General features: G+C 41.9%; 23 protein-coding genes and 1 pseudogene. 20 read left to right on the top strand and 4 right to left on the bottom strand.

Features of this window, described 5'->3' with window-relative positions:
- Positions 1 to 186 precede the first annotated feature (186 nt).
- The 4 genes from E0496_RS26125 (at position 187) to E0496_RS26110 (ending at position 4,105) form a co-directional block, all read left to right on the top strand.
- Complete coding sequence (locus E0496_RS26125) at positions 187 to 1,053, top strand: stalk domain-containing protein (RefSeq protein WP_141504681.1); 867 nt, start codon at positions 187 to 189, stop codon at positions 1,051 to 1,053.
- 337 nt (positions 1,054 to 1,390) lie between these two features.
- Entirely contained in the window at positions 1,391 to 1,918 is a 528-nt protein-coding gene (locus tag E0496_RS26120) for an RNA polymerase sigma factor (RefSeq protein ID WP_241675001.1), read from the top strand.
- Positions 1,890 to 2,930: a DUF4179 domain-containing protein gene (locus E0496_RS26115; RefSeq protein WP_141504680.1), complete on the top strand. Its 1,041-nt coding sequence runs from the start codon at positions 1,890 to 1,892 to the stop codon at positions 2,928 to 2,930. Before E0496_RS26120 ends, E0496_RS26115 begins: the two co-directional genes overlap by 29 nt.
- Positions 2,931 to 3,235: 305 nt before the next feature.
- The gene (locus E0496_RS26110; protein WP_141504684.1) at positions 3,236 to 4,105 is read left to right on the top strand and encodes a cation diffusion facilitator family transporter; all 870 of its coding nucleotides are present in this window, start codon (positions 3,236 to 3,238) and stop codon (positions 4,103 to 4,105) included.
- A gap of 205 nt (positions 4,106 to 4,310) precedes the next feature.
- Here E0496_RS26110 and E0496_RS26105 read toward each other — a convergent pair.
- A pseudogene (locus E0496_RS26105) lies at positions 4,311 to 4,436 on the bottom strand (EcsC family protein); the annotation flags it as partial.
- Between the two features lie 634 nt (positions 4,437 to 5,070).
- On the opposite strand from E0496_RS26105, the gene E0496_RS26100 reads away from it, so the two are divergent.
- The 3 genes from E0496_RS26100 (at position 5,071) to E0496_RS26090 (ending at position 7,654) form a co-directional block, all read left to right on the top strand.
- Positions 5,071 to 5,649: a hypothetical protein gene (locus E0496_RS26100; protein WP_141504678.1), complete on the top strand. Its 579-nt coding sequence runs from the start codon at positions 5,071 to 5,073 to the stop codon at positions 5,647 to 5,649.
- A 156-nt stretch (positions 5,650 to 5,805) separates the two neighbouring features.
- Positions 5,806 to 6,408: a sigma-70 family RNA polymerase sigma factor gene (locus tag E0496_RS26095; RefSeq protein WP_141504677.1), complete on the top strand. Its 603-nt coding sequence runs from the start codon at positions 5,806 to 5,808 to the stop codon at positions 6,406 to 6,408.
- Positions 6,335 to 7,654, top strand: a complete 1,320-nt coding sequence (locus E0496_RS26090) for a DUF4179 domain-containing protein (protein ID WP_141504676.1) — start codon at positions 6,335 to 6,337, stop codon at positions 7,652 to 7,654. Before E0496_RS26095 ends, E0496_RS26090 begins: the two co-directional genes overlap by 74 nt.
- Positions 7,655 to 7,734: 80 nt before the next feature.
- Here the strand turns inward: E0496_RS26090 and E0496_RS26085 are convergent, their stop codons facing one another.
- Positions 7,735 to 8,139, bottom strand: a complete 405-nt coding sequence (locus E0496_RS26085) for a CBS domain-containing protein (RefSeq protein WP_141504675.1) — start codon at positions 8,137 to 8,139, stop codon at positions 7,735 to 7,737.
- Positions 8,140 to 8,268: 129 nt separating this feature from the next.
- Positions 8,269 to 8,814, bottom strand: a complete 546-nt coding sequence (locus E0496_RS26080) for a DUF1697 domain-containing protein (RefSeq protein WP_141504674.1) — start codon at positions 8,812 to 8,814, stop codon at positions 8,269 to 8,271.
- Positions 8,815 to 9,103: 289 nt separating this feature from the next.
- On the opposite strand from E0496_RS26080, the gene E0496_RS26075 reads away from it, so the two are divergent.
- From E0496_RS26075 to E0496_RS26015, 13 genes are all read left to right on the top strand, one after another.
- A complete protein-coding gene (locus tag E0496_RS26075) occupies positions 9,104 to 10,651 on the top strand; it encodes a right-handed parallel beta-helix repeat-containing protein (RefSeq protein WP_141504673.1) in 1,548 nt (515 codons plus the stop codon).
- Positions 10,652 to 10,805: 154 nt separating this feature from the next.
- Positions 10,806 to 11,330 carry a hypothetical protein gene (locus tag E0496_RS26070; RefSeq protein ID WP_141504672.1) on the top strand — a complete coding sequence of 175 codons (525 nt, stop codon included), beginning with the start codon at positions 10,806 to 10,808 and terminating at the stop codon, positions 11,328 to 11,330.
- Between the two features lie 89 nt (positions 11,331 to 11,419).
- Positions 11,420 to 11,881 (top strand): DIP1984 family protein, encoded by a 462-nt coding sequence (locus E0496_RS26065; protein ID WP_141504671.1) that lies wholly within the window; start codon positions 11,420 to 11,422, stop codon positions 11,879 to 11,881.
- A 337-nt stretch (positions 11,882 to 12,218) separates the two neighbouring features.
- Positions 12,219 to 12,752: a hypothetical protein gene (locus tag E0496_RS26060; protein ID WP_206669867.1), complete on the top strand. Its 534-nt coding sequence runs from the start codon at positions 12,219 to 12,221 to the stop codon at positions 12,750 to 12,752.
- A 243-nt stretch (positions 12,753 to 12,995) separates the two neighbouring features.
- Positions 12,996 to 13,700, top strand: a complete 705-nt coding sequence (locus tag E0496_RS26055; protein WP_141504669.1) for a hypothetical protein — start codon at positions 12,996 to 12,998, stop codon at positions 13,698 to 13,700.
- Between the two features lie 11 nt (positions 13,701 to 13,711).
- Positions 13,712 to 14,410 (top strand): CD3324 family protein, encoded by a 699-nt coding sequence (locus E0496_RS36700; RefSeq protein ID WP_241675000.1) that lies wholly within the window; start codon positions 13,712 to 13,714, stop codon positions 14,408 to 14,410.
- A 176-nt stretch (positions 14,411 to 14,586) separates the two neighbouring features.
- Positions 14,587 to 15,363, top strand: coding sequence for a DUF817 domain-containing protein (locus E0496_RS26045; protein WP_141504668.1), 777 nt, complete (start codon positions 14,587 to 14,589; stop codon positions 15,361 to 15,363).
- Between the two features lie 70 nt (positions 15,364 to 15,433).
- Entirely contained in the window at positions 15,434 to 15,856 is a 423-nt protein-coding gene (locus tag E0496_RS26040; RefSeq protein ID WP_141504667.1) for a YhfM domain-containing protein, read from the top strand.
- A 185-nt stretch (positions 15,857 to 16,041) separates the two neighbouring features.
- Positions 16,042 to 17,790 (top strand): sensor histidine kinase, encoded by a 1,749-nt coding sequence (locus E0496_RS26035; protein ID WP_141504666.1) that lies wholly within the window; start codon positions 16,042 to 16,044, stop codon positions 17,788 to 17,790.
- Positions 17,783 to 19,240, top strand: a complete 1,458-nt coding sequence (locus E0496_RS26030) for a response regulator transcription factor (RefSeq protein WP_141504665.1) — start codon at positions 17,783 to 17,785, stop codon at positions 19,238 to 19,240. Before E0496_RS26035 ends, E0496_RS26030 begins: the two co-directional genes overlap by 8 nt.
- Positions 19,241 to 19,361: 121 nt before the next feature.
- Positions 19,362 to 21,059, top strand: a complete 1,698-nt coding sequence (locus E0496_RS26025; RefSeq protein WP_141504664.1) for a type 2 periplasmic-binding domain-containing protein — start codon at positions 19,362 to 19,364, stop codon at positions 21,057 to 21,059.
- Between the two features lie 86 nt (positions 21,060 to 21,145).
- Positions 21,146 to 22,084, top strand: a complete 939-nt coding sequence (locus E0496_RS26020) for an ABC transporter permease (protein ID WP_141504663.1) — start codon at positions 21,146 to 21,148, stop codon at positions 22,082 to 22,084.
- 12 nt (positions 22,085 to 22,096) lie between these two features.
- Positions 22,097 to 23,017 (top strand): carbohydrate ABC transporter permease, encoded by a 921-nt coding sequence (locus E0496_RS26015; protein ID WP_141504662.1) that lies wholly within the window; start codon positions 22,097 to 22,099, stop codon positions 23,015 to 23,017.
- A 20-nt stretch (positions 23,018 to 23,037) separates the two neighbouring features.
- Here the strand turns inward: E0496_RS26015 and E0496_RS26010 are convergent, their stop codons facing one another.
- Positions 23,038 to 23,832, bottom strand: coding sequence for a helix-turn-helix domain-containing protein (locus E0496_RS26010; protein ID WP_141504661.1), 795 nt, complete (start codon positions 23,830 to 23,832; stop codon positions 23,038 to 23,040).
- Positions 23,833 to 23,945: the final 113 nt, after the last annotated feature.

Here is a 23,945-nt window from a genome sequence, read left to right as displayed (position 1 = left end):
CATGCAACTGTCGTAACTATTGTAGGCGAATCGTACCGATTGAAGGATCATTTCGTTCAAGAGGACAAGTGATTTTGTACATCCTTAAACAAGCAAAAGTGTACATGTTTATGTTGACATTTACACTCTGATTACGAGGCCCAGGATCCGCTTCTGGACCAGCCCGTTCTTATTGCACAAGATATCGTGGACGCGGATATCAATACGAATCTCGCTTTTGCCCGCAAGAATGGTCTCATTGAGCAGTTTTATTACGGGGATAATGTTCACTCCGGCGCGTACAGCTACCGACTTCCAGAAACCCGCAAAGTGGCTTTTATATCGGAGAACGCGATGTTTACGAATCGCGGCGCCATGTTCGTGCTCGCGGAGGACGGCAGCCTTTGGTTTGGTTATTTTGGTGGTGAAAAGCAGCAGGTTGCAAAAAACACTGCGTTTCGTTCCATCGATGCAGGGTATGAGAAGCAGCTTCACAGCCTCGTGGTCGATTCGAAAGGAGAGGTCTGGACAGCCGCATGGAATTCGACCAATACGAGCTCTTTAATTAAACTGAATGGACTGAGCAATATCGTGAAAGCTGTAGCGCGGCCGATCAACAGTGGTTTGGCGCTGGATACAAGCGGTAGGGTTTGGTCTTGGGGCGGAATGAATATTAATTTCGGCAAAGACACCCCGCTAAATGCGTCCCCCAAGGTGCTGCCCGTGCAGCATGAACTGACCGTCACTTGGAACGGTACTAACCTTCCGCTCGAATCGGCCCCAATCATGCGTGAAGGATCACTGCTTGTCCCGATGAGGGAGCTTTTCGAGGTATTCGGTGCCAAGGTGGATTACAGCAATGGCCGTATTACGGCAACCCGGGGGGAGCGGGTCATTCAGCTTACTGTGTATAGCAAGACAGCAGTCATGAATGGGAAACCGACGCTGATGAGCACGGCACCAACCTATGTGAATGGCAAGACTTACGTTCCGCTGCGATTCCTGTCGCAGTCGCTCGGAGCTACCGTGGGCTGGGATGCGGTGCAAGGTGATGCGTCGATTGTGCTTCAGTAGTATTAAAATTGAGTAATTAATTTCCTTTAAAGTTAATTGGATACTGAAGGATTGAGTCTTCTCTGATGATTGTTAATTAATTAGAATATAGGACTTCACATAGAAGAGCATTGAGAACAAGTACACAATCAAGTAAAGTATTGTCAACATGCAAAATTAAATAAGAAATCTTCTAACCCTCCTAGTAATCGGAGGGTTTTTGCTTAGAGGTGAGAAAAGGTGCATACCGTGCACGCGGGCGCGGTTGTGGATTGAATTAATTTCAATAACTTCAAAATTTTCATTCGTATAAGATATTTTTAAAACATCGTTCGTGTTATATGTAGGAGGTGAATACGTGGACAATCAAGATTTAACGCGCACAGTTAGTGAGTTTGCAGAAGTTTATGAACGGAATATTGATATGGTTTACAGATTATGTTTCGTCCTTTTGAAAAATACGGCTGATGCGGATGATGCAGTTCAATCGGTATTTTTGAAGCTATTCAATCACAACAAAACTTTTTATGAACGTGAGCATGAAAAAGCATGGCTTATTGTGACGACCAAAAATACGTGTAAAGACGTATTAAAAAGCTGGTGGAGATCGCGCCGGGTTGATATTGACGTTTTGCCGGAAAAAACACACTGGGATAACGATGAGCAGCAGAGAGATATCCTTGAGAAATTGCTTAGGCTTCCCGAGAAATATAGAACGGTTTTATACCTTTACTATGTTGAGGATTATTCTGTAAAAGAAATAGCAAAACTATTGGATCGAAAAGAAAGTACATTGCAAACGCAATTATCAAAAGGACGCACACGCCTAAAGACTGAACTGGGAGGGGAATATAGGGATGGAAAACCGATTCAAGGGAGCATTTGAAACCATAAAACCAAATAAGGAACATAAGGACAAATTATGGCATGAGATGATGATAAAAGTAGAATCCGAAACCATAAATAAAAGAATACCTGTATCCTGGAGACATGTAAGATCCGCGATGCTGGCAGCAACGGTCATGATCTGTTTGTTAACGACAACCGCTTTTGCAGCCAGCTATATGGGTCTGGATATGAAATTTTTGAACTTTCTAAACCCAGCGAATAGCGAGCAACAGATTTATTTGGAAAACGGCGCTCATGCGGTGAACAAGCAAGCGACTAACGAGAATGGAACGCTTGAAGTCAAGCAAATTATCGGTGATAGTCATTTGATTTATATCTTAATGGATTTCACCGCGCCGGAAGGTATAGTTCTAGATGCAAAACGCTATCGTTTTGAGACATTCTTAAGTTTTGATAAACTTAGTTCATATAGCGGTTCAACCGATTTCGACTTATTGGACGACGAGAATCCTAATGATAATAAAATTAGTCTAATGATGAGTTATCTAACGTTGACTAAAGACGTCGCAGGAAGTCCTGTTACATTACTGGTTAGTAATTTAGAGGAGGCAGATGTTTATCCCGATGTATATAAAAAAATTAATTCTGGCTCATGGGAAATGAATTTCAATTTGGATTATAAGGATATTTCAACAACGTATCAGATAAATCAGGGCATAGAATTATATAACTACGAAGCAACATTATCATCCATTTCCATCTCGCCTATTTCCGTTACAATAAAAGTAGACAGTGCGCATACCAAAAAAATTTTTGAAGCGGCGAACCTCGCCAGGCGAGAAATAGGGTTAAACGAGTATGAGGACAGTTATCCGATCACCATCCATTACAAAGATGGAACTTCGGAAACAACGGCTGTGTTTAAGGGGATGACCTCAGGAGATTTAGTCTCTAACACGATAACGATCGTGAAACCATTTACCCCCATTATTAATGATAAAGAAATAAAATCTGTCGAGTTTTTTGGTACGATTATCGCGATGAATTAAAGTAATCTTTATATGAAGACGTTAACCATTTGCTATTGGGCTAGCGGGAGAAAGTATGAAAGACGGTAGGGAAATAATAGCAGGATGAGCAGGTGCTGAGATGCCTGTTCTTTTTATTAGACTGTCAGATAAGCTAAATCATTCCGCTTGAAAAGTTGAGTCTCTGCAATACTGTTTGACTCAGCTTATTTTTGATACCAAAGACAAAACTGTTTCTCTAGACCCACACACTCTCTATCGAGTAACATGGATTTTGTTATGTAAAACCGATTGGAGTGAATTGGGTGGTAAATACGTATGAAGATATGAAGCTAGGTGAAAAAGGTGCATGGCTGAGTATTATTGCTTATGTTATTCTGTCTACGGTAAAGCTAATGGTTGGTTACCTTACAGGTTCTGAAGCATTATCTGCTGATGGTCAGAATAACTCTACAGATATTGTCGCTTCTATTGCTGTATTAATAGGGTTGAAAATATCTCGTAAACCACCTGACAAAAATCATCGTTATGGACATTTCCGTGCTGAGACGGTAGCAGCCTTGATGGCCTCTTTTATAATGTTTGCTGTAGGTTTACAGGTTTTGTATCAGGCAGTTATGAAATTTAGAGTGCCGACCATTGAATCACCAGATATTATAGCAGCGTGGACAGCCCTTTTTTGTGCCATTGCAATCTATTTTGTTTACCGCTATAACATTCGTCTAGCAAGAAAAATAAACAGTCATGCTATGATGGCGGCAGCACAAGATAATCGTTCGGATGCATTTGTAAGTATAGGTGCTTTTGTCGGCATCATGGGGGCGCAATTTGGTTTGCCATGGCTTGATCCGCTTACAGCTCTAATCGTAGGTATTATTATTTGTAAAACGGCATGGGATATTTTCCGAGATTCTTCCCATGCACTTACTGACGGTTTTGATCCCGAAGAACTTCAAACGATTAAAAAAACAATTTTCGAGACACCAGGTGTAGAGAAAATCATTGATATAAAGGCGCGCATCCATGGGAATAACAAACTGGTTGATGTAACAATTGCCGTTGACCACCAATTAAATGTAGGGGAAAGCCATGAAATTACAGAACATATCGAAAAACGTATTTATGAAGTACACAACATCTCCTACGTACACATTCACATAGAACCTTTTATGATTGGCAGCCCAATACAAGCATAGCAAAATTTGTTGAACTAATTTAATCTAAATATAATGACGCGGAGGATTTTTATGAGCAGTTGGCTCCGATCACTCAACATAAGAAGGAGCAGTTTGCTGCTATAGCTGCTCCTAGAATCTATTAAATGAACGGACAGCATGATAATGATTAACCAAAGTTCAATCTTCGCAACCGATAAGCGTTCATTGCCGATTCGCGAAGCTCCTAGAGAATAGTGTAATTTGCCCAAGCGCCTGCCACTGCCCCAATCCCCGGTACCATCTGCAACATTTTTCGAAAGTCGATTGCGTCGCGGTATTCCTTCTGGAACGTCTCCCAGTCCATGTTCTTGAAATACTCGGTATTCGAAGCCCACTGCTACTTTTCCGTATCCCAATGCTTAATGACGTTCAACATTGTACACTTTATGATCGTAATTCATTGCCAATCGCTCCTCGAAAAGGTTTGGCTATACTGTACCGGAGAATTTAGCGATTTAGAACGGACTGCAGCAGGTGGCGGAACAAGACCAAAGTCGTGGACGCTATTTTTAGAGGAGAAATGATGATGCAAAAGATGCTTATATCAGGTGCAAGCGGCCTCGTAGGAAAAGCTTTAATCGATGAATTCAAAAATGACTTTGATCTCTATCATGATTGAAAAGGAGTTAAAGGTGATATTTCACATAGGCTCAGTGGATAGCATGACAGAGAGTCCATTTTATGAACGAATTTTAAGTAGATTAAGGTGCGAGAAGAGCCTAGTGCAAAATCGTTTATATCAGGATAATCGTACTGCTTATTATTTTCAACTGCGTTTAAAACGCGAAGATCTCTCAAGGTCTCTAAATAGTACGAATGAAGAAATTATTTTTTACCTATTGGGATAAATAACCACAATGATTACATTTGATACCATTAACCGGCCGCAACTTTTCTACAAGCACTGTCGTCTTACTATCATCTGTTAAAAAAAGGGTGATATCATGTTTAAAACGACCGCGGCTTCCATCCTATTGGCAAGCTTCATCCTCTTGTCTGCATGCGCAGTAGAGGGGATACAATCAAATGAATCGAACATTGGTGTAAACTCATCTGGAAATGATTTGAAACAGATGGAATCAGATTACAAAAAATCAGAACAGAAAGAGCCAGAAGAACAAGCAAATCCGAAGGCTAAACAGGAGGACATATCTAATTTTCAATCGGGAATGTTCATCGATTTGAAAGCTTACGAAGATCAGTTGATGGATGAGAAGGCGTCAGTACTTACCGCACTCGAAAACAATCTCGTATCACTGGTTGATCATAGCAACACCGATTATAAATCCGGTTTTGTGTCTGAAAAACTGGCAGACGCTATGAAGTATTATTACGGTGATCAATTCCAGTATCGGTTTACAGAAATCGAGAGCATAGAGCCAAATCCGAAAAACGATCATTTGCACATTACCGTGCTCGGACAACGTTTAGATACAAGTCTCCAGACAATTGAGGATATCAAAATGATGTACGCTCTTGGACAGAACAATCAGGGAGATTGGGTTATTTATACGATTGATTGATTGTGAAATTTTGTTATCGTTGCCCAATAATTTATCTACCTCCGCAACCTCCTAGGGATAGGGAAACTTCCCTGTGACTTGGTTGTGGAGATTTTTTTTGCGCAAAATGAACTTTATTTGCCTCTGCGAGCTCTTATCTATGAAAGGGGTGAGAACATGAATATAAGCCGTCTTGTCAAACAAGCCCAAAAAGGCAACAAGGAAGCTTTATTACAACTAATTCTAGCCGATCAGGACGCTTATTATCGTCTTGCCTACAGCTATATGAGAAATGAACATGACGCAATGGATGCCATGGAAGATATGATTGTTACGCTTTATGAGAAGCTGGATCAATTGCAAAAGACAGAAGCCTTCTACAGCTGGAGCAAAACGATTCTTGTTAATCGCTGCAAAACATTGCTTCGCAAACAGGAACGATATCTTCCGATGGGAGACGAGGAGGAGCCATTACTTGCTGCATTAACTGACGATAATCCTTATCGCCACACGGAGTCTGAGATGGACATGGAACTGCTGCTCTCTCATCTGAATGTAAGGCAGAGGGAAGCAATTGAGCTTCGTTACATGCATGATCTTTCGTATCAGACGATTGCGGACATAACCAAAGCACCGGTTGGCACAATTAAATCAAGAATTTCGCAAGGCATTCAAAAATTGAAAACAATGATCGGAGGTGATCGTTATGATAACGATCGAGCAGAAATTACAGGAGCACAAACAGACCTTAACTATCGTGCAGGCTCCATCAGAACTTGAGGGCCGACTTCGAAAGGCACTAGGATATGTTCCGACCAAGAAAAGAAACAGAAATCGAGCGAGGATATGGACGGCTTCAGCTGCTGCTGCTCTCCTGCTGGTCGTTGGAACTTATCAATATCCTGCATTTGCGTATTACGGAGGGAAGCTGTTTAATAAAATCGAGCTGAGCTCACTGAGCTTCTCTGAAGTCGCGGAGAAAGGCTACGGACAAACCGTCAACAAAAGCGAGACGCTTGATGATGGCACTGTCATTACGATTAACGGGGTTATCGCGGACGATAACGCTTTGCTCATGTACTATAGCATTGATAGACAGTCCGGCTCCGTATTTACGGATAATGGTTCGCTTCGTTTCGGCGTGGGTCAAATGGAAGGATTTTTGACGGATTCAGACCCGAAAGAAGGAAGCGGCAATCACAGCGAAGACGAGAGGCGGTTCGATGGCGTATATAAATTTGAGACGGTCAGCCCATTCTCGCGAACCCTAACGGTTACATTCAGCGAGTGGCTAGCAAGTGGAGAAAAGGCATCCTATCCGATTTCCTTCAAATATGAAGCCAATAAAGCGATGAAAAGCATACTGAAAGAGGATATTTCGAAATCCGTTTCAGTCGATGAGGGAAGAGTCCACTATGACTCAATTACGGCTTCGCCAACCTCTACCATCGTGAAGGGGCATTATGAAATGGATGATCAGGGATATCCGAGATTTTCAGGCAGCACAAAGCTATATGTGAATGGTACAGAAGTGAAATCATGGGGTATGCAGTCGGACCGTTCGGCGCATAAAGGCATGCCGGGTTTCGAGCTTGAATTTGATGTGCTTCCGACAGACGAGGTGAAAACCATTGAGCTCGTACTCGAAAATTTCACAGGGTACCAGAAAATAGAAGAGCCTATTTCCCTTGCTTCACCATCAGACTTATCTTTCAAGATTGGAGATGAGAAGCTATGGATTCGCAGCGTAACAAAAACCGATACAGGGTATGATATCGTTATCGCGAGAAAACAATTTACAATTTTGGAAACAGATCATTTATCCGTTCAAGCTGGTGAGCGTGTCGTACCCGTAGCATCGATTTCCCCATCGCGTCCATGGGATTTGAAAAACGGTAATATCATGTGGGAGCAGACGTATTCGTTTAACACAGTCGAGGAGCCGGAGAGCCTATTGGCGGCAGGGTTTCACTATATTAAAACCTACGACAAGACCATAACTATCCCGGTAGCTGTAAAAAAATAAAATTGTCTGCTTACGAATAACAAGAATAAGGCTGCCAATGAAAGGCAGCCTTATTCATTCTCAACATTAAGTATTACCAACTAATCCGCAATATTACGGGTATAGTATTCAATAATATCTTTGCGGCGAATAATGCCGAGGAAGACGCGATTCGCGTCTACGACCGGAACGAAGTTCTGATCGGCTGCCAGCGCCAGCATATCATCCAAATCGGCGTTAATCTCGACGCATTCGACTTTCATCCGTTTTTTGATGGAAATCACAGGAATTTCATGCATGTTATCGAAGGTCAGGCCAGGTGTGGACTTCAGCTTCCATAACAAATCTCCTTCGGATAACGTTCCGAAATATAAGCCATTGTCGTCCAAGATTGGAATGGCTGTATAGTGGCTGGCCTCCAATTTATCCATGACTTCTTTCATATTGGAAGATGTCGTGAGGTAAGAGACCTCATTCTTGGGATATAGAAATGATTTGATATCCATTGAATCACACTCCTTTGGTATATTAAAACATATTTCGGCGCGTGGCGCATGTGGAAGTGACTGGAGATTGTCTAAATTTATCGAATGACATTAATGGATAGAATGTTAACCATTATGATATTCATTAACTTAATGCTCCACTGCGTTCATCAGCTCGTATATTTTACGCGCCGTATTGACGTTCCGAACCGTTACTCGTTGGTAGAGCTTAGTACCAATAATTTTGTTCATGCCGCTTTTTCCTGCGTGTTCTCTGTCAAATGACCATAGGATAGCGCCGTTGACGTAAATCACGCGGTCGACATCGGGTTTGATAATTAGCTTCTTCAGCACAGACTCCTCATTGACATCATCCCATAAATAAAGCACGTCACTTTTCATGTTAGGATCATTCATCCAGGTAGCGGGAAGGGCATCCATAATCGTCTGAATGGCTTCTAGTGAACGGATCATCACTTTGATGGATAAGCGAAAGTCACGGAGAATCGCCTCCTCCAGCAATTCAGAGAGCTGCTCTGTTGACCGGGTATCATCCGTAAAAATAATATTTCCAGTATTGATGTAGGTCATAACCTTATTCAAACCAGCTTCTTCAAAAGTAACCTTGAGCTGCTTCATGTCTATTTTATTATTGCCGCCAACGTTAATTCCTCTCAATAATGCTACATAAACCATCGTGATTCCTCCAGCTATAAACTTAATTTCTCTTCTAGTTTCTTCACTCATTCTTGTTTATTCCATGATACTAAAGACAATAGGTACTTTCTAGTCTAGATTCACTCCTGATTATACTTGGCTTGATTCTTTCATTCTCCAGTGACTGTTTGGAAAAGGAAGCTTTTGCAAAAACGGATGTTTCTTTGAAGTAGTGTTTATATTGAAACAATAAGGCTGATAAGAGCTGTTATCTGAAAGGCTGTAGTATAATGAAAGGAAAACATTTTGGGAAGGCAGATCAATCTCCATGCAATCCATGAGTAAATTATTCATTCTGGGTCTAACAGTTGCAGCTGTATTTATTTTGATGGGGCAATTGCGTACCCATTCTACTACTCCCGTCACTTCCATCTACTATGTAGACTCTAGAGGTAACGATGACAACGCGGGCACCAAAAAATATCCTTGGAAAACTCTCCAGCATGCAGCAGACGTCGCAAAACCGGGCAGTACGGTGTATGTAAGAGGGGGGATTTACAAGCAGAAGCTTAAAATAATCCGATCTGGCTCAGCCCGTAGTGGTTCGATCACTTTCGCAAGCTTTCCGGAAGAAACGGCAATCATAGATGGAAGCGGGCTTACTGTCTCAGAACAACAAGGACTTGTTGAGATTGAATCTGCCAGCCATATCACGATAAAAGGGTTTGAAATTCGTAATTTTATAGCAACGCAAAATGAACAAATGCCTATTGGCATTTATGTTCACGGCTCAGGAGGCTATATTAAGTTACTGAATAACAAAGTGCATGATATTAAAAATACGGCTGAACCAATCGGCAGAGAATTACTTGGACGAGACGCCCACGGTATCGCTGTTTATGGTTCGGATGCACCCGCCTCCTTGCACCATGTAACGATAGATGGTAATGAGCTTTACAACCTAGTACTTGGTTCAAGTGAGTCCCTTGTTTTAAATGGGAATGTTGATACTTTTTCTGTTACAAACAATCTCATTCATGATAATGACAATATTGGTATCGATCTCATTGGTTTCGAAGGCATAGCGCCCTATCCGACTTACGATCAAGTGAGAAACGGATTAGTCAGCGGCAATAGAGTGTATAACATCACCTCTAACTTTAACCCTTCTTACGGTAAGTCACTTCCAAACCATAGCAACGCAGCTGGCGGCATTTATATTGATGGAGGGAAAGACAGCATTATTGAGCGTAATTACAGTTACAACAATGATATTGGTATTGAAATTGCCAGTGAGCATGCAGGGAAAGCGACAAGTGATATTACCGTGCGCAGCAATATCGTCTACAGCAATCGGTATACGGGAATAGCGATGGGCGGCTACGATAGTGAGCGGGGAGCAACTGTAAATTGCAAAATTATCAACAATACCCTTTATCAAAATAACTCGTTGAGTGACGGTAGTGGTCAAATTCTGCTGCAGTACGATACCAAAAATAATATAATCGCCAATAATATCATTTTTGCAGATTCTTCGAATGTTTTTATCTACAACGAACAGGAGAAAAATTCGGGAAATAAGATAGATTACAATCTTTATTACGCTGCAGGAGGCATTTCGAAAGCAACTTGGATTTGGAAAAACAAGGAGTATGTAGGTTTCTCCGCGTACCTGGCCGGTACAGGAAATGATAGCCACTCTATCTTTGCCGATCCCAAATTTGTGGATCAAGCCAAAAATGATTTTCATCTTAAAGCTGCATCGCCAGCAATCGATGCGGGTAGTCCATATAGTTGGACCATCAACACCTTGGACATTGACGGTCAAGCAAGACCGCAAGGTGAATCAATTAATATAGGGGCAGATGGTATTTAAAGCGACAAACAAAAGTAGTTTACATAAATTATCAAATTATGTATTCTTGAACTATAGTCGGGGAACTGCAAATGCTAGGGCTAAAGGAATAGTTAATCGTCCTCTATTTGTACAAATTTCAGATCATGAGCTATTGGCTCTAGGAGGAAATGGAATGAGTGAGTTTAGTCAAAGCTATCATTTACGCACCAGTGACAAAGAAGAGGTGATAACACTACTAAAACGCTCTGGCAAACATGGCTATGTATTTGAGCCTACCAACGGCTGGGTGACTTTTGTAGTCGCAGATGGTGATTTCTCGGCTGACGAAGAGGTAACGAAACAAAATAGGGGCACACTTGTTCATTATGTGTACGCTGAAGATCATGGATGGGAACTTCTCGTCTATCATAGCAATCAAATCGTATTTGATTTCAATTGTGCATGGGAAGACGATCTTGTCATTAAAGCTGAAAAGTTAGATGTAAACGTGATCGCAAAACTGATTTTGGAACAAGGAAATGCTGTAGAAAACTTTGAATCCATTTTTGAAATCAAGGACATAGAGGAATTGTTTGCACTTGAGACGCCTCCTGCCTTTTTAATCGCAGACCTGCTGGGAATCATTCATTATAATTGGATTTCATACGAAAATGTTCATGACGACCCATCGTTTTTTCAAGGGTTAACTGAGATTTAAATAAGAAGGCTAGTATCAGAGTAACTGATTTCTATTTTCGTATGCGTGTCCTATTAGCGTATATTATGCTTTAGCGGAGGGGATTAGCAATGAGACTAGCGGAAGCGCTTGTATTGCGAGCGGACTGCCAACGGAAGGTGGCGCAGATCAAGCAGCGTCTTGGAAGAGTCATAAAGGTTCAAGAAGGAGAGAAGCCTTCGGAATCGCCAACCGAGCTGTTGGATGAATTAAAGCGGACGCTCGATGATTTGGCCGTCTGGGTGAAGAAGATTAATAAGACGAATGCTTTAAGTGCGTTTGATACCAGCATAAGCTTAGCAGAAGCGCTGTCGGAACGTGACCGTATCATGCAGCATCGGAATATCATAAATGAGATGCTAAGTGAAGCCTCCATTAAACAGGAACGATACAGTCGACAAGAAGTGAAATTTTACACCACCATTGAGATCCCCGTTCTTCAAAAAGAGGTTGACGAGCTGTCAAGGAAATACCGTGAGCTGGACTTTAAGATACAAGAGAAGAATTGGAGCACGGATTTACTGGATAGTTAAACAAGTTGGTAGCCGAAATCATATAAGCGAGCACAACCCCCCAACGGGTAGTTGGACCTTGATGTAAATGCCGGGCCATATTTACAAAACATAACGAATTAGCCCAATAATGTAACAAGAGTGCGCTTTAGCATGTAACAAGGCTGTATGTTGTTTAATGTAACTACCACGTGCTGATATATGGTTTAGGTGAGGGTGGGCTCGGGGACTTGTTCAATTCGAATGTTGCGGAGACAGTTAGCATGTTGCTGACCTGTCTCTTTTTCGTATATAAAGCCGTATGGAAGTGGTGATCTAGATCATGGGGATGGATTTCGTTTGTTACATAGGACATCAATTGAACAAAAATGATTTAATCCAGATGTCTCAGCAGTTAAATACAGGTAGCTTTAAGTACATAACAGTTTTCATAGAAGAACTGTTAAAATATAACCCTAATGATGTGAATAAGAAGTGGGAAGTGAATACAGAGGTTCTAGGAGATGAAATATGCCTTTACGGACCTTGCTGCCTCAAATTCACTTTCTCAGAACATGTATGTAAGATCGATCATTTTACTCGCTGGCTTACTTTTATATTAAATGATTCGGAAATTGACTTCAGGGGTCATTTGAGAAATGTAGCGTATGAGTTAACTCGATATTTCAATTCGACTTTTGCTATCTATGTTCCTGATAGTGGAGTGAGGGAATCAGCTATTATGGATTTTTTTTGGGATGATGAAAATAAAAGCATTGATTATATGAAGGAGTGGCTGCTAACAAATTGCGGCAAACCCAAACGCGAAATTGAAGATATTTTTCTAGATGGTGGTGATTATTGGGAATCGGATGGATATTTCATCGATTACTTTAAAGATTATACCGAATAGAGTGTTACAGAGCGCAAGGGGATGAGGTTCAAGTATTGCGGAACAGATATAAGTTGAATTTAGTAATGGTAAGCTATATTTCACGAGATTCTCTGGATATCTTCCTATTGAGATTTAACCGGTATGTAAAGTTGATTTAAGATATTCATGGCCTATAACCTCTACATTTCAAGTGATATGCTTTATTTATCAGATGCGCAGCTGATGTCACGATGACTTGAAAATGGAAAAGGAGATAAAAAGATGAACAAGGACAATATCATTAAATCGTTGCTTTCTGAGAAGGTACGGATGACTCCGAGTGGATTTGTTGCAGATCAATTAAGCCCAAAACAGTTTGAGGATGTTCATGAGTTGTTTTTTGACCATATTTTAGATATTAGCTCGTCAGATATTGCGGGAGTAGCGGGATATGGTGAGTTTGATGAGAATTGTAAAACGGAATATGGAAGCTGCAGAGAGTATCTAATCGATACCTTTGCAGAAGATAAAGAAGGCTATTGGTACAATTGGAAAGAAATGTTCGAAACGACGGTTCTCGAGCGAGAGTTTTTTGAAACATATTTTAAGGAAATGGAGGATAGAATTCGTTATTGTGAAGGACATCGTTATTTGGTTTACAATAATACGTTTTTTATCAATATGATTACAGATGGCAAGACTAGTGTTGGTTTCCCTGACTGGAGCAGATCCGGCATTAGCGATTTTCTATTGGATTTTGCCATCATGGATTTAAATAAGCCTTATTTAAACGTACCGGAATTGTTGGTGGAGTACTGCAAGAAAAGGGACATCATTATTCCAGATTTTAAAGAAAGGTACTTATGTATGGCTTATTATAAAGGGATCGATGGCCTACGCTGGCATGCGTCAATTGACGATAAGGAATCCTGTTTGTCTATCATGAAATCAATCCGTGAACTAAAAGATCGACTATATGCGATATAGATGGTGATGGTATGAAATATGAAAATGCCAGCGATGTGTTGCCCGAGGAACTATTGAAACAACTTCAGAAATACGCGGCAGGGAAACTTCTTTATATTCCTTCTGGTGATGAAAAAAAGGCTTGGGGAGAAACCACCGGTTACCGGGATCAATTGCAGAGGCGCAACGTAATGATTCGCAATATGTACGCTCACGGGAGGACGGTTTCGGAGCTTGCGGATGAATACTTCTTATCCCTTGATTCCATTAAAAAAATCATCTATTCAAAGAAAAATGAAAAGCATTTAACGTATGCCCCGGTATTAGAATCAGCTGTACAATATGCGAATGCCGGAATGTTCGAGGAATGGATTCAATGCTATCTGCTGCTTACTCGAAAGGCATCTCCTATTTTACATGAGTTCATGAAAGAAGATCATCTATACTTTGGCATCGTAATGTTCCCATTACGTCTTATTCAGTGTGCGGGAATCGAGAGTGGAGTAAGCCATTTAGATGAAGCTGATGATCCAATAGCGGTGCTTCCACCGCTTCTCATTCAATATGAAGAAGGCAAATTTTATTGCATCGTACAGAACGAGCTATTGGCCGCGTTAAAACAACGAAAAGTAAATGCTCATCCAACCATCATTGTTTTGAAAGGCAATGCCGATTACAAAAGATTTATGAAATATTATGGCACTGTTTTATTTTTTGTTGATAAAGTATGATTTTCTGAATGAAGATAGCAGGCGCTGCGGCAGCCTGCTATTTTTATTGAAAGAATCTGAAAACATGAAAATCAACAAAAGCTAATTTCTCTTTTTCCTCAACCCATACACCTTTATTATTAGTGAAAGATATTCGATTTGAAGAATGAATTAGGGCACGGGGGAGATAAACACCATTGAAACCTATCATACAGCTACTGCATTTTGGTTATCATCAGGCAATGAGCTGCATTTTTCCTGTTGCTATTTTTGGAACTTTAGCTCTTTCTAGCCAAATCGAATTGCCTTTCATTCCTCGTTATGATGCCATTCTTATTATTTTGCTTGGAGTACAATACCTCATGTACAAGAACGGGTTAGAAACAAGGGATGAAATCAAAGTCATCTGTATCTTTCATCTTATTGGTTTGGTGCTGGAAATTTATAAGGTATGGATGGGATCTTGGTCATATCCTGAGCTCGGGTATTCGAAAGTGCTGGGTGTCCCGCTCTATAGTGGATTTATGTATGCAAGTGTAGCAAGCTTTATGTGTCAAGTGTGGCGGAGACTACGAATGGATATGACCGGCTGGCCTGGGCTTACCTCTTCAGCACTGCTAGGTGGAGCCATTTATTTAAACTTTTTCACTCATCATTTTATTCCCGATTTTCGCTGGTGGTTGACGGCGCTTGTATTTATTGTCTTCGGGAAAACAAAAATCATCTATAGGGTAAGGACCATAACTTATCGAATGCCCTTAACACTTGCTTTTATCATTGTTGGATTCTTCATCTGGTTAGCTGAGAATATAGCTACTTTCTTTGATGCTTGGAAATATCCTGACCAGCACCAGACCTGGCATTTGGTTGGTTTTAGTAAGATCAGCTCGTGGTTCCTGCTGGTCATCATCAGCGTCATCATCGTTGCCCAGCTTAAACATGTGAAAGCAGGCCGAGCTACGAATGATTCTTAAGTAGGAGATATTATATTAGAGGTAACCTTTTTATACCATTTACGTCTATTGGTTAGAGGCTTTGTAGGAGGTGATTATTGTAAAAAAATATTTACTTGTCTTCGTTTTGGCATCTCTTTTATTATTTATTCTTGGATGCAATGAGAAGAGCCAGGAAGCTAGTCTAACCTACAACGAGGTTCTAATTGATCTAGTCTGTATAGCACATACCGGCACTAATGAATGCTCAGATCAGAAATTTAGTGATCTCGAATCATTTGAAGTTTTCAAAACGGCAGTAGAAAGTGCAGGGAAAATGCAGGGGATTCTCAATTATGGAGCAGAATATACGTTGAGCATTACATTTCAGAATCAAATAACAAAAAAATATCATCTTTCTTTAGGTACAGATAGAGAAATGAAGGGGTTATTGGTGGACCTTGCAAATACCCATGAGGGCTATGAAATTCCTATAACAGAAGCAAACAAATTACGGGATTTGGTGAAAGGTTAAAATCTAAGAAGCAAGGCGGGCTGCTCACGAGGGCAGTCTTTTTTTTGTTCCCATGCAAAGGAGGAGCTTAGGTGACGGAGCAACCACGAGTAATTTAGATTGCGCTTTCACGAGTTCACTCCTAATATTAATGGTGAATTCATTCGTTTTATAGGATTAATCATCTGGAAGGAGGAGGATCGCATTTGGTCGGTCATTTTCGCAAAATAAGTCTTATTAAGCAAATCGTTTATTTGATCCTCATCATGCTTATTATTTTACTTATTTCATTCATCATCTCCAACTCGATCGCGAAAAGCACCATCGAGCAGAAGGTCACGGAATCGGCTACAAAAATTATGCTGCAGGTCGAGGAAACGATAACGAGCTTCTACAAGGATATGGATGGCATATCGTATTCGCTGCTGTACAGCCCGACGATTCAGTCGTATTTGGGGACGAATGAAATATTATCGCGTATCCTGATGAACAAGGATATTTCAGCGCAATTTTCTAGCACGCTTGCCTTGAAGGAGAATATGCGCGGCATCCAAATTTACGATAATGAAGGCGAAATGATCGCGAGTGAGGGAAGAGCAATCGAACCGCTTGCTGTTCGTCAAGTAGAGGATATCGAATATTCAGGCATTATGAAAAATTCATCAGGAGGCCTTTACTATACGATTGCCGTTCCGATCTATAATTTGCAGAACAACTATGTGCTAAAGGATTATCGCGGCATGTCGCTGTTTATTATGGACGTCACTAATTTTAATACGATATTGAGCAAGTCTAAGATAACACCAAATGCCAAGCTGTTGCTGCTTGATGATACCAAAAAGGTGATCTCGAGTACGAACGTAGAGAATGTCTTATCCGTTTTCGACATCGATAATTGGCGTAAGGACAGCCGTTACATCGTTCAAGAAATTGAACTCTCCTATACCGGCTGGAAGATCGTTAGTGTCATTCCTAGAAACGAGCTGCTGCAGGAGCTCGATACCGTGAAGCGGCTTAATATTGCGACTTACTTCATTATTTTCTCGATCTTCTGTTTATTTCTGCTTATTTTCTATGGACGTATCTTGAAGCCGGTCAAGTCGCTGCTCGATTTCGTTAAGTCGTATACGAAGAGCGGTGGACAAAATCGGTTCACGATTGTTTATCATAACGAGATCGGCGTGCTTGCCGACAACTTGAACAAGATGTTGGATGATATCGATGCGCTCAGCAGTGATGTCCAAATTGCCCAAAAGCAGATGTATGAATCGGAAATTGTGAAGAAGCAGATGGAAATTGCAGCTTATCGCAATCAGATTAATCCACACTTTTTGTACAACACGTTGGAATGCATCCGTGCGATGGCATTTTATTATAAGGCGGATGATATTGCGGATATCTCCGCAGCTTTGTCGAATATGTTCCGCTATTCCGTTAAGGGAGATAATATCGTCACCATACAGGATGAGATTACTCATCTCAAGGAATATGCGGCCATTATCGACTTTCGGTTTAGAGGGAAAATACAGATAGTCATTCATGCAGAAGGAGAGTTGCTTGCCGAACAGACACTGAAGATGCTGCTTCAACCCATCGTCGAGAACGCCGTTTTCCACGGTCTGGAGAGAAAGATTGATCCGGGAACGGTAACCGTACACATAGGCCGTACAGTTGACAAGCGTGTCCGCTTCTCAATTAGCGATAACGGTCTAGGGATGAATGAGGACAGATTGCTTGAGCTTAAGGATTGCTTGCATTCATTCGAAGTGCCCGGCTTCTTGACGAATATCGGAAATAACGGAATTGGTCTTGCTAATGTATATCGAAGAATTAAGCTTTTCTATGGCGACCAGGCGGATATGGAAATAGAAAGCACCAAAAATGTTGGAACAACCGTTAACATCACATTTTCGGCGGACAAGCAGTTGAAAGAAACGGAGGACAGACATGTATAACGTATTAATCGTTGACGACGAGCCATGGGTGGCTTACGGGATAACCCATGTGATCGATTGGGCAAACCTGGGATACAATGTCATCGGGGAAGCACATGACGGACTGACCGCTCTGCAGATGATCAAGGAGAAGAAGCCAGAGCTCATCATTTCTGATATCCGCATGCATGGACTCGATGGTATTGAACTACTGGAGAAGATCAATCTGCTGCAGCTTGAGACAAAGGTTATTCTCATTAGCGGCTACGCGGACTTTGAATATGCACAGAAGGCACTGCGCCTAGGTGCATTTGATTATTTATTGAAGCAAGTCGACAAAATTAAGCTGACAGAATCGGTAGAAAGATTAACCGTACAGCTGCAAGAAGAGCAGAAAACAGGCAGCGGAATAGATCAGTTTCTTGATGAATTGTTCGAATGGCTGGAGCCGGACAATACGATGATGATCGGAACTATTTTGGCGAATAAAGGGGTAGAGACGCCGTATCCTGATTATCGTTTTCTGAACTGTCTCTATTCTTGGCAGCCGCCGGAGGCGAGCTTTCCGAAAGATGGATCTTTCGAGCTTGAAGGGGTCATTGCCGTCAAAGTCCGAACTGGTCTGCATAAGCAGTCTATTCTGCTTAATTACGACGAAAGTAAATACCCGCTGCAGTTTTTGAATTATATGACCGAATATTTGCTTGATGCTCAGTATATCGGTATTAGCAGTCGTGGCCAATCAACCTCGCCTATCGCTAGGCTCTATCAGGAGTCTGATATTGCGGTATGCACGGCTGCTTTTCACCAAGGCGCTCAGATGCTTACGTATAAACCATCCGAATTGTCGACGCTGATAAGGAAGGGAATGCTTAATCTCGAAGTAAGCATCAAAGAGCAATCGCGTGAACAGACCGTCAGCTTGCTGGATCGTCTATGTGCGGAATGCAGGGAGCAGAGTCTGTATATCGACCAGATCGCTATGATTTACAACCAGATCGTATCGATCATTTATAAATATCATGGCGGTTTACGAATAGCGGAGATCGAACATCTTCATTATGAGCATATTTCCCGTAATTACAGCTCTGCCGAGAATCTCTTCAATCGAATCAAAGCTTTCTTTGATCTGTTGACTGAGGACGAAATTCATATTCATAATGTACAGGTTGAAAAAATGCTCGAATATATCGACAGCCAGTATACCGAAGATCTATTGCTTAGCGCCATTGCCAAGCATTTCAAGATAAGCATCGGTTACTTAAGCACACTCATTAAAAAAGAGACAGGGATGACTTATTCAGACTATATGATGAACAAAAGAATGACGATGGCTAAGGAACTGCTCGGTGATCCTTCTTTATCGATTCATGATATCGTACAGCAGGTAGGGTACAAAGATTATTTTCATTTCAACAAGCTATTCAAGAAACAATTCGGTATTACACCCAGCAAGTATCGCAAGCTCTAACAGGAATCTGCGAACGGAACACCAAAATTACGAACGGGGAACATGTAACGCTTCGAGAGCTGGCGTTATGATAAAGGTGTTCGAACAAACAGATTTTGAAATAGGGGAGGTCGTTTCAATCATGAAGGGGAAGTTAGTGTTGATTGCATTAGTAGTGGTTTCGATGTTGTTTGCGGGCTGCAGTTCCAATGGGAACAATGAAACCGCTAACAATTCTAAAGGCGAAAACAAAGGAAGCACAACAAACGATGGTGGAACAGCGGCGGCAAGTAAAGCGGTTTGGTTCTCGACTATCGACTTCTGGAATCCGCCGACAACGTGGAGTACGGATCCGAAGACGGTTCAAGGGGCTATAACGGAGAAAACAGGACTGACGTTCGAGTTCAACATTCCGGCTCAGGATGGCGACACGAAGCTGAATCTGATGCTTGTATCCGGCAGTGACTTTCCGGATGTGGTTACGGTAACTAACGACGTAATCGTGAAGAAACTGATTGAAGCAGATAAAGTCTGGGAACTCGATGAATTTCTAAAAAAGTACGATCCAGAATCCCATCTGCTTAGTGACTTCCCGGCAGACGTGAAAGAGACGATTATTCAGCGCGACGGCGGCTTCTATGCTTTTCCAAGCCATATCGATTCCGAGGATGCACGAGCGGTTTATCCGCCTACTGGTCAATTCTACGTAGACTTGGTCGATTATGGATCCAATAACGGATTGCTGGTAAATGAAAAGCTTCTGACAGAAGCGGGTCTAACGCTCGATGATATTAAAACGGAAGAAGGCTTGCTTGCGGCTTATCAGAAGGTCAAGGAACTTGATTTGAAGGTTGACGGGGCACCAGTCATCCCTCTGCTTGTAGATGGGAAAGGCTTCCAAGATTCGACGCTAAGCTTCCTGCAGGATTCATTTGGCGCAATGCCTGTGGATAAGGACGGAAATTACCGCGATAAACTGCTTGCACCTGAGACGAAGGAGGCGCTTAACTTCCTTTATAAAGCGCAAAAGGGAGGCTTCTTTGAACCGGGACAGATGACAGTCGACAACGCGGCAGTTAAGGCTGACATTGCCTCAGGTCGTGTATTTACCTTCATTGGCAATACCGCCAATACTTCATTCCAGGTGAATGATTACTGGACCTCCTCGGGTGCGGTCTTATCGGATGCGGGTGCCAAGCCCACACTCGGTAAAAACAAACGTGCAGGTGGCGGCTGGATGAAGACATTTATTTCAAAATCAACCAAGGAACCGGAAAAACTTGCGAAGTGGCTTAGTTTCATGAGCAGCAAGGAAGGCATGCTGTTGCATATTTACGGCTTCGAAGGCATTCATTACACGCTCGACGGCAACGGTCAACTCGTGAAGACGGAGCAAGGCTTGAAGGATGCCGAGCAATATATGACAACGGGAGTTAGCGCATTCTGGCCATTCCACCATACGTCATTCTCCTACGGTGCTCAACAAGCGCCAACCGAGGAGACGGATAAGCAGGCAGTTACAGCAAACCGCGTTCAAGCGGCTTTCGGCAAGTCAGAAGAAACTGAAATATACAATAACGCAGCCTTTAACTTGCCTAGTGATTTGTTCGATCCTAACAGCAAATTCGCAAATGATGAGCTGCAAATGAAGGCTTATAAGGAGGCGCAAATCGCTAAAACCATCATGGCGAAGAACGACGCAGATTTTACTAAGCTTTACGACGAAATGATCGTTCAATTGAAGAAGCTCGGCATCGAGGAGCTTGACAAGGAACGCAATAAATATGTACAAGAGAAAAACACTGAGTACGGCGTTAACGTAAAGGGAATTAATTCATAATCGCTGATTAACAGGATTGAGGTGTCAAAGTGCGCCTTTGAGCAAGGCGTTCTTTGGCATCGACTGTGTAGGATGGAGGGACAGCAATGTCGTCGCAAAAAAGGAAGGGCTTTCGATTAGGTTATGACTTTCGGACGCAATTCGAACTTTTAATCATGTTGTTGCCTGCTGTATTGTTTATTTTCATATTTGATTTTACGCCTTTATTCGGTTTGTTGATGGCTTTCAAAAACTTTGAGCCGATCATGGGAATCAAAGGGATTTTCACAAGCGAATGGAATGATTTTCAACATTTCACCCGGCTTTTTACTAACTTTCAATTTTGGCCAATGGTCAGAAATACGTTAGGTATCAATCTTTTGAGTGCTTTGATTGGCATTCCTGTAACCGTAATATTTGCCTTATTGCTTAATGAAATCAAGCATCACAAGTTCAAATCGTTCGTTCAGACCGTGACGTATCTTCCACATTTTCTTTCTTGGGTTATTTTCGGTGGCTTATTCATTACGCTGCTTAACTCTACAGGTATTGTCAACGTTCTGCTTATGGAGCTGAATTTGATCGACAAGCCGATTCAATTTTTGGCTGATCCCAAATACTTTTGGGGTGTTGCGATCGGAACGGGGCTGCTGAAGGATATTGGCTGGGGAGCTATTCTTTATTTGGCCGCAATGGCGGGAGTTGATCAAAGCTTATACGAAGCTGCCGCGATCGACGGGGCCGGACGCATCAAACGGATGTTCCATATCACCATTCCAGGAATATTACCTACCATGATGGTGTTGATCATATTTGCTGTGAGCGGTATGTTGAATAACAACTTTACGCAAATTTTTGTACTGCAAAACCCGCTTAATTTGCCGATGAGCCAAGTTATCGATACGTACGTCTACCAGACTGGTTTGCTGCAGTTCCAATTCGCATCGGCTACGGCCATCGGCTTATTGAAGACCGTGTTTGCATTGTTGCTGCTCGTTGGCGCGAATACATTGTCGAGAAAACTAACAAAAACAGGGTTGTTTTGAGGAGAGAGCTGCATGGTTGGAGGAAAAACGGCAGGTGAGCGCATATTTACTCTAACAACCGTCGTAATCATGATTATCCTGATGGTTGTCACGTTATATCCGTTTTGGTTTTCGTTAATAAGCTCATTGAACAGTGGCGCCGACCTTGCGCGAGGCCCCGTCTTTTTGCTGCCGCGTGAGTTTACATGGGGAAGCTGGTCGGCAGTCCTATCCGATCCCGGGATCATGAAGGCGCTGTGGATTACAGCTTCTCGTACCATTATTGTAACAACAGTATCTATCTTATATACGGCGATGTTCGCTTATGCTTTTTCCAGAACGTATTTGAGAGGGAAGAGATTTTATGTCATTATCGGCTTTATGAGCATGTATTTCAGTGGCGGGATTATTCCTTCCTTTATGCTGATGAATTGGCTAGGGCTGTATGATCATTATCTTGTCTATATTCTGCCCTCGCTATTTGCGGGATTCTGGAACGTTATTATATTTAACGCTAATTACAAGGCGCTGCCTGAAGCGCTCTTCGAATCGGCTAAGTTAGACGGGGCAAGTGAGTTTCGAATATTTCTACAAATCGTTGTCCCCCTGTCCAAGCCGGTGCTTGCCGCATTAGGCGTGTTCACGGCTGTTGGCGTCTGGAACGATTATGGCACGACGTTATACTTCACGCAATCGAACGACTTGCAGACGCTGCAATATATGATTCTAAGATTAATTCAATCTAATCGTGCGGTTGAAAATATGATGAGTATGCAGGGTACGAATCTGGCCGTATCCTCGCTGTTGAACGGTACGCAAGGACAAGGGCCGGTGACAGCACAGACGATTGAGCTCGCAGCGATGGTTATTGCTTCAATTCCAATGATTATTATGTACCCATTCGCACAGAAGTTTTTTGTTAAAGGCGTTCTTGTAGGATCGGTCAAAGGCTAGCTTATCCGTTAAGATAAGGATTACGTTGCGGATGATCGATATTTACGGCGATATTCGGTAGGCGTCAAGTGCACGCTCTTCTTGAATTGTCTCATGAAGTGAACCTCGTTGTCATATCCGCAAAGCTCTGCGATCGTCTTAATATCATGAGTGGAATTTTCTAATTGATGCAGCGCATATTCGAGTCGATTGTGAATGACGTCATTAATAACGGACACGCCAAATATCTCTTTGTACAGCTGTTGAAAATGCGATCGGCTCATATTCATGTTTGCCGCAAGCTCATCGATCGAATACGAAATCGAAGGTGTATTATAGATCACATTGCGAAGATTAATAAATTGATCATAATGCTTGCTGATATGATGGTTGGTGTCGATTCGGCTGTGCATTTCGCTTAATTTCATAAACAGACATCGCACGGTAGCATCCATAATCTCGCGCATGTAAGGGCCGTTATGGACATGCTCGCTTTGCAGCTCGCTTATTTTTCTGGAAATATAAAAGGGATCATGAGCCGTCATGACCGTATTAAGCGGCAGTTGGAGCTGCTGGAAAAGCTCGTTCATTTCGTCGGAATCGAAGTGGAACCAATCATGAACCATCGGTTTCTCGATGACTTTATAGTATTGTCTGCTGCCTTTGCCAAACAGGATGTAGCTATTTTGCTCTGTAATCATTAATTTTCCTTGTGATTCGATTTCCATTTTGCTGCGGAACAGTAAAAATAAATAGTCTCCGGAGCCTTCGGGGCGGTCGACGATGAACCCTTCTTCATGCGTGACATTATAGCCACATCTCTTGATTTGAATCAATGTGATCCCTCCATTGATATTTGGACAATAAATCAGTTAATACCTATCATACATCATTTACGATTGTGCAATAAAGTTGGAAAATAAGGTAGTGTACTATTCTTTTTATGGAT

This window comes from Paenibacillus luteus, from assembly GCF_006542765.1.
Taxonomy (GTDB): domain Bacteria; phylum Bacillota; class Bacilli; order Paenibacillales; family Paenibacillaceae; genus Pristimantibacillus; species Pristimantibacillus luteus.
The sequence above is the reverse complement of the archived record's forward strand: the minus strand, read 5'-3'. Positions and strand labels throughout refer to the sequence as shown.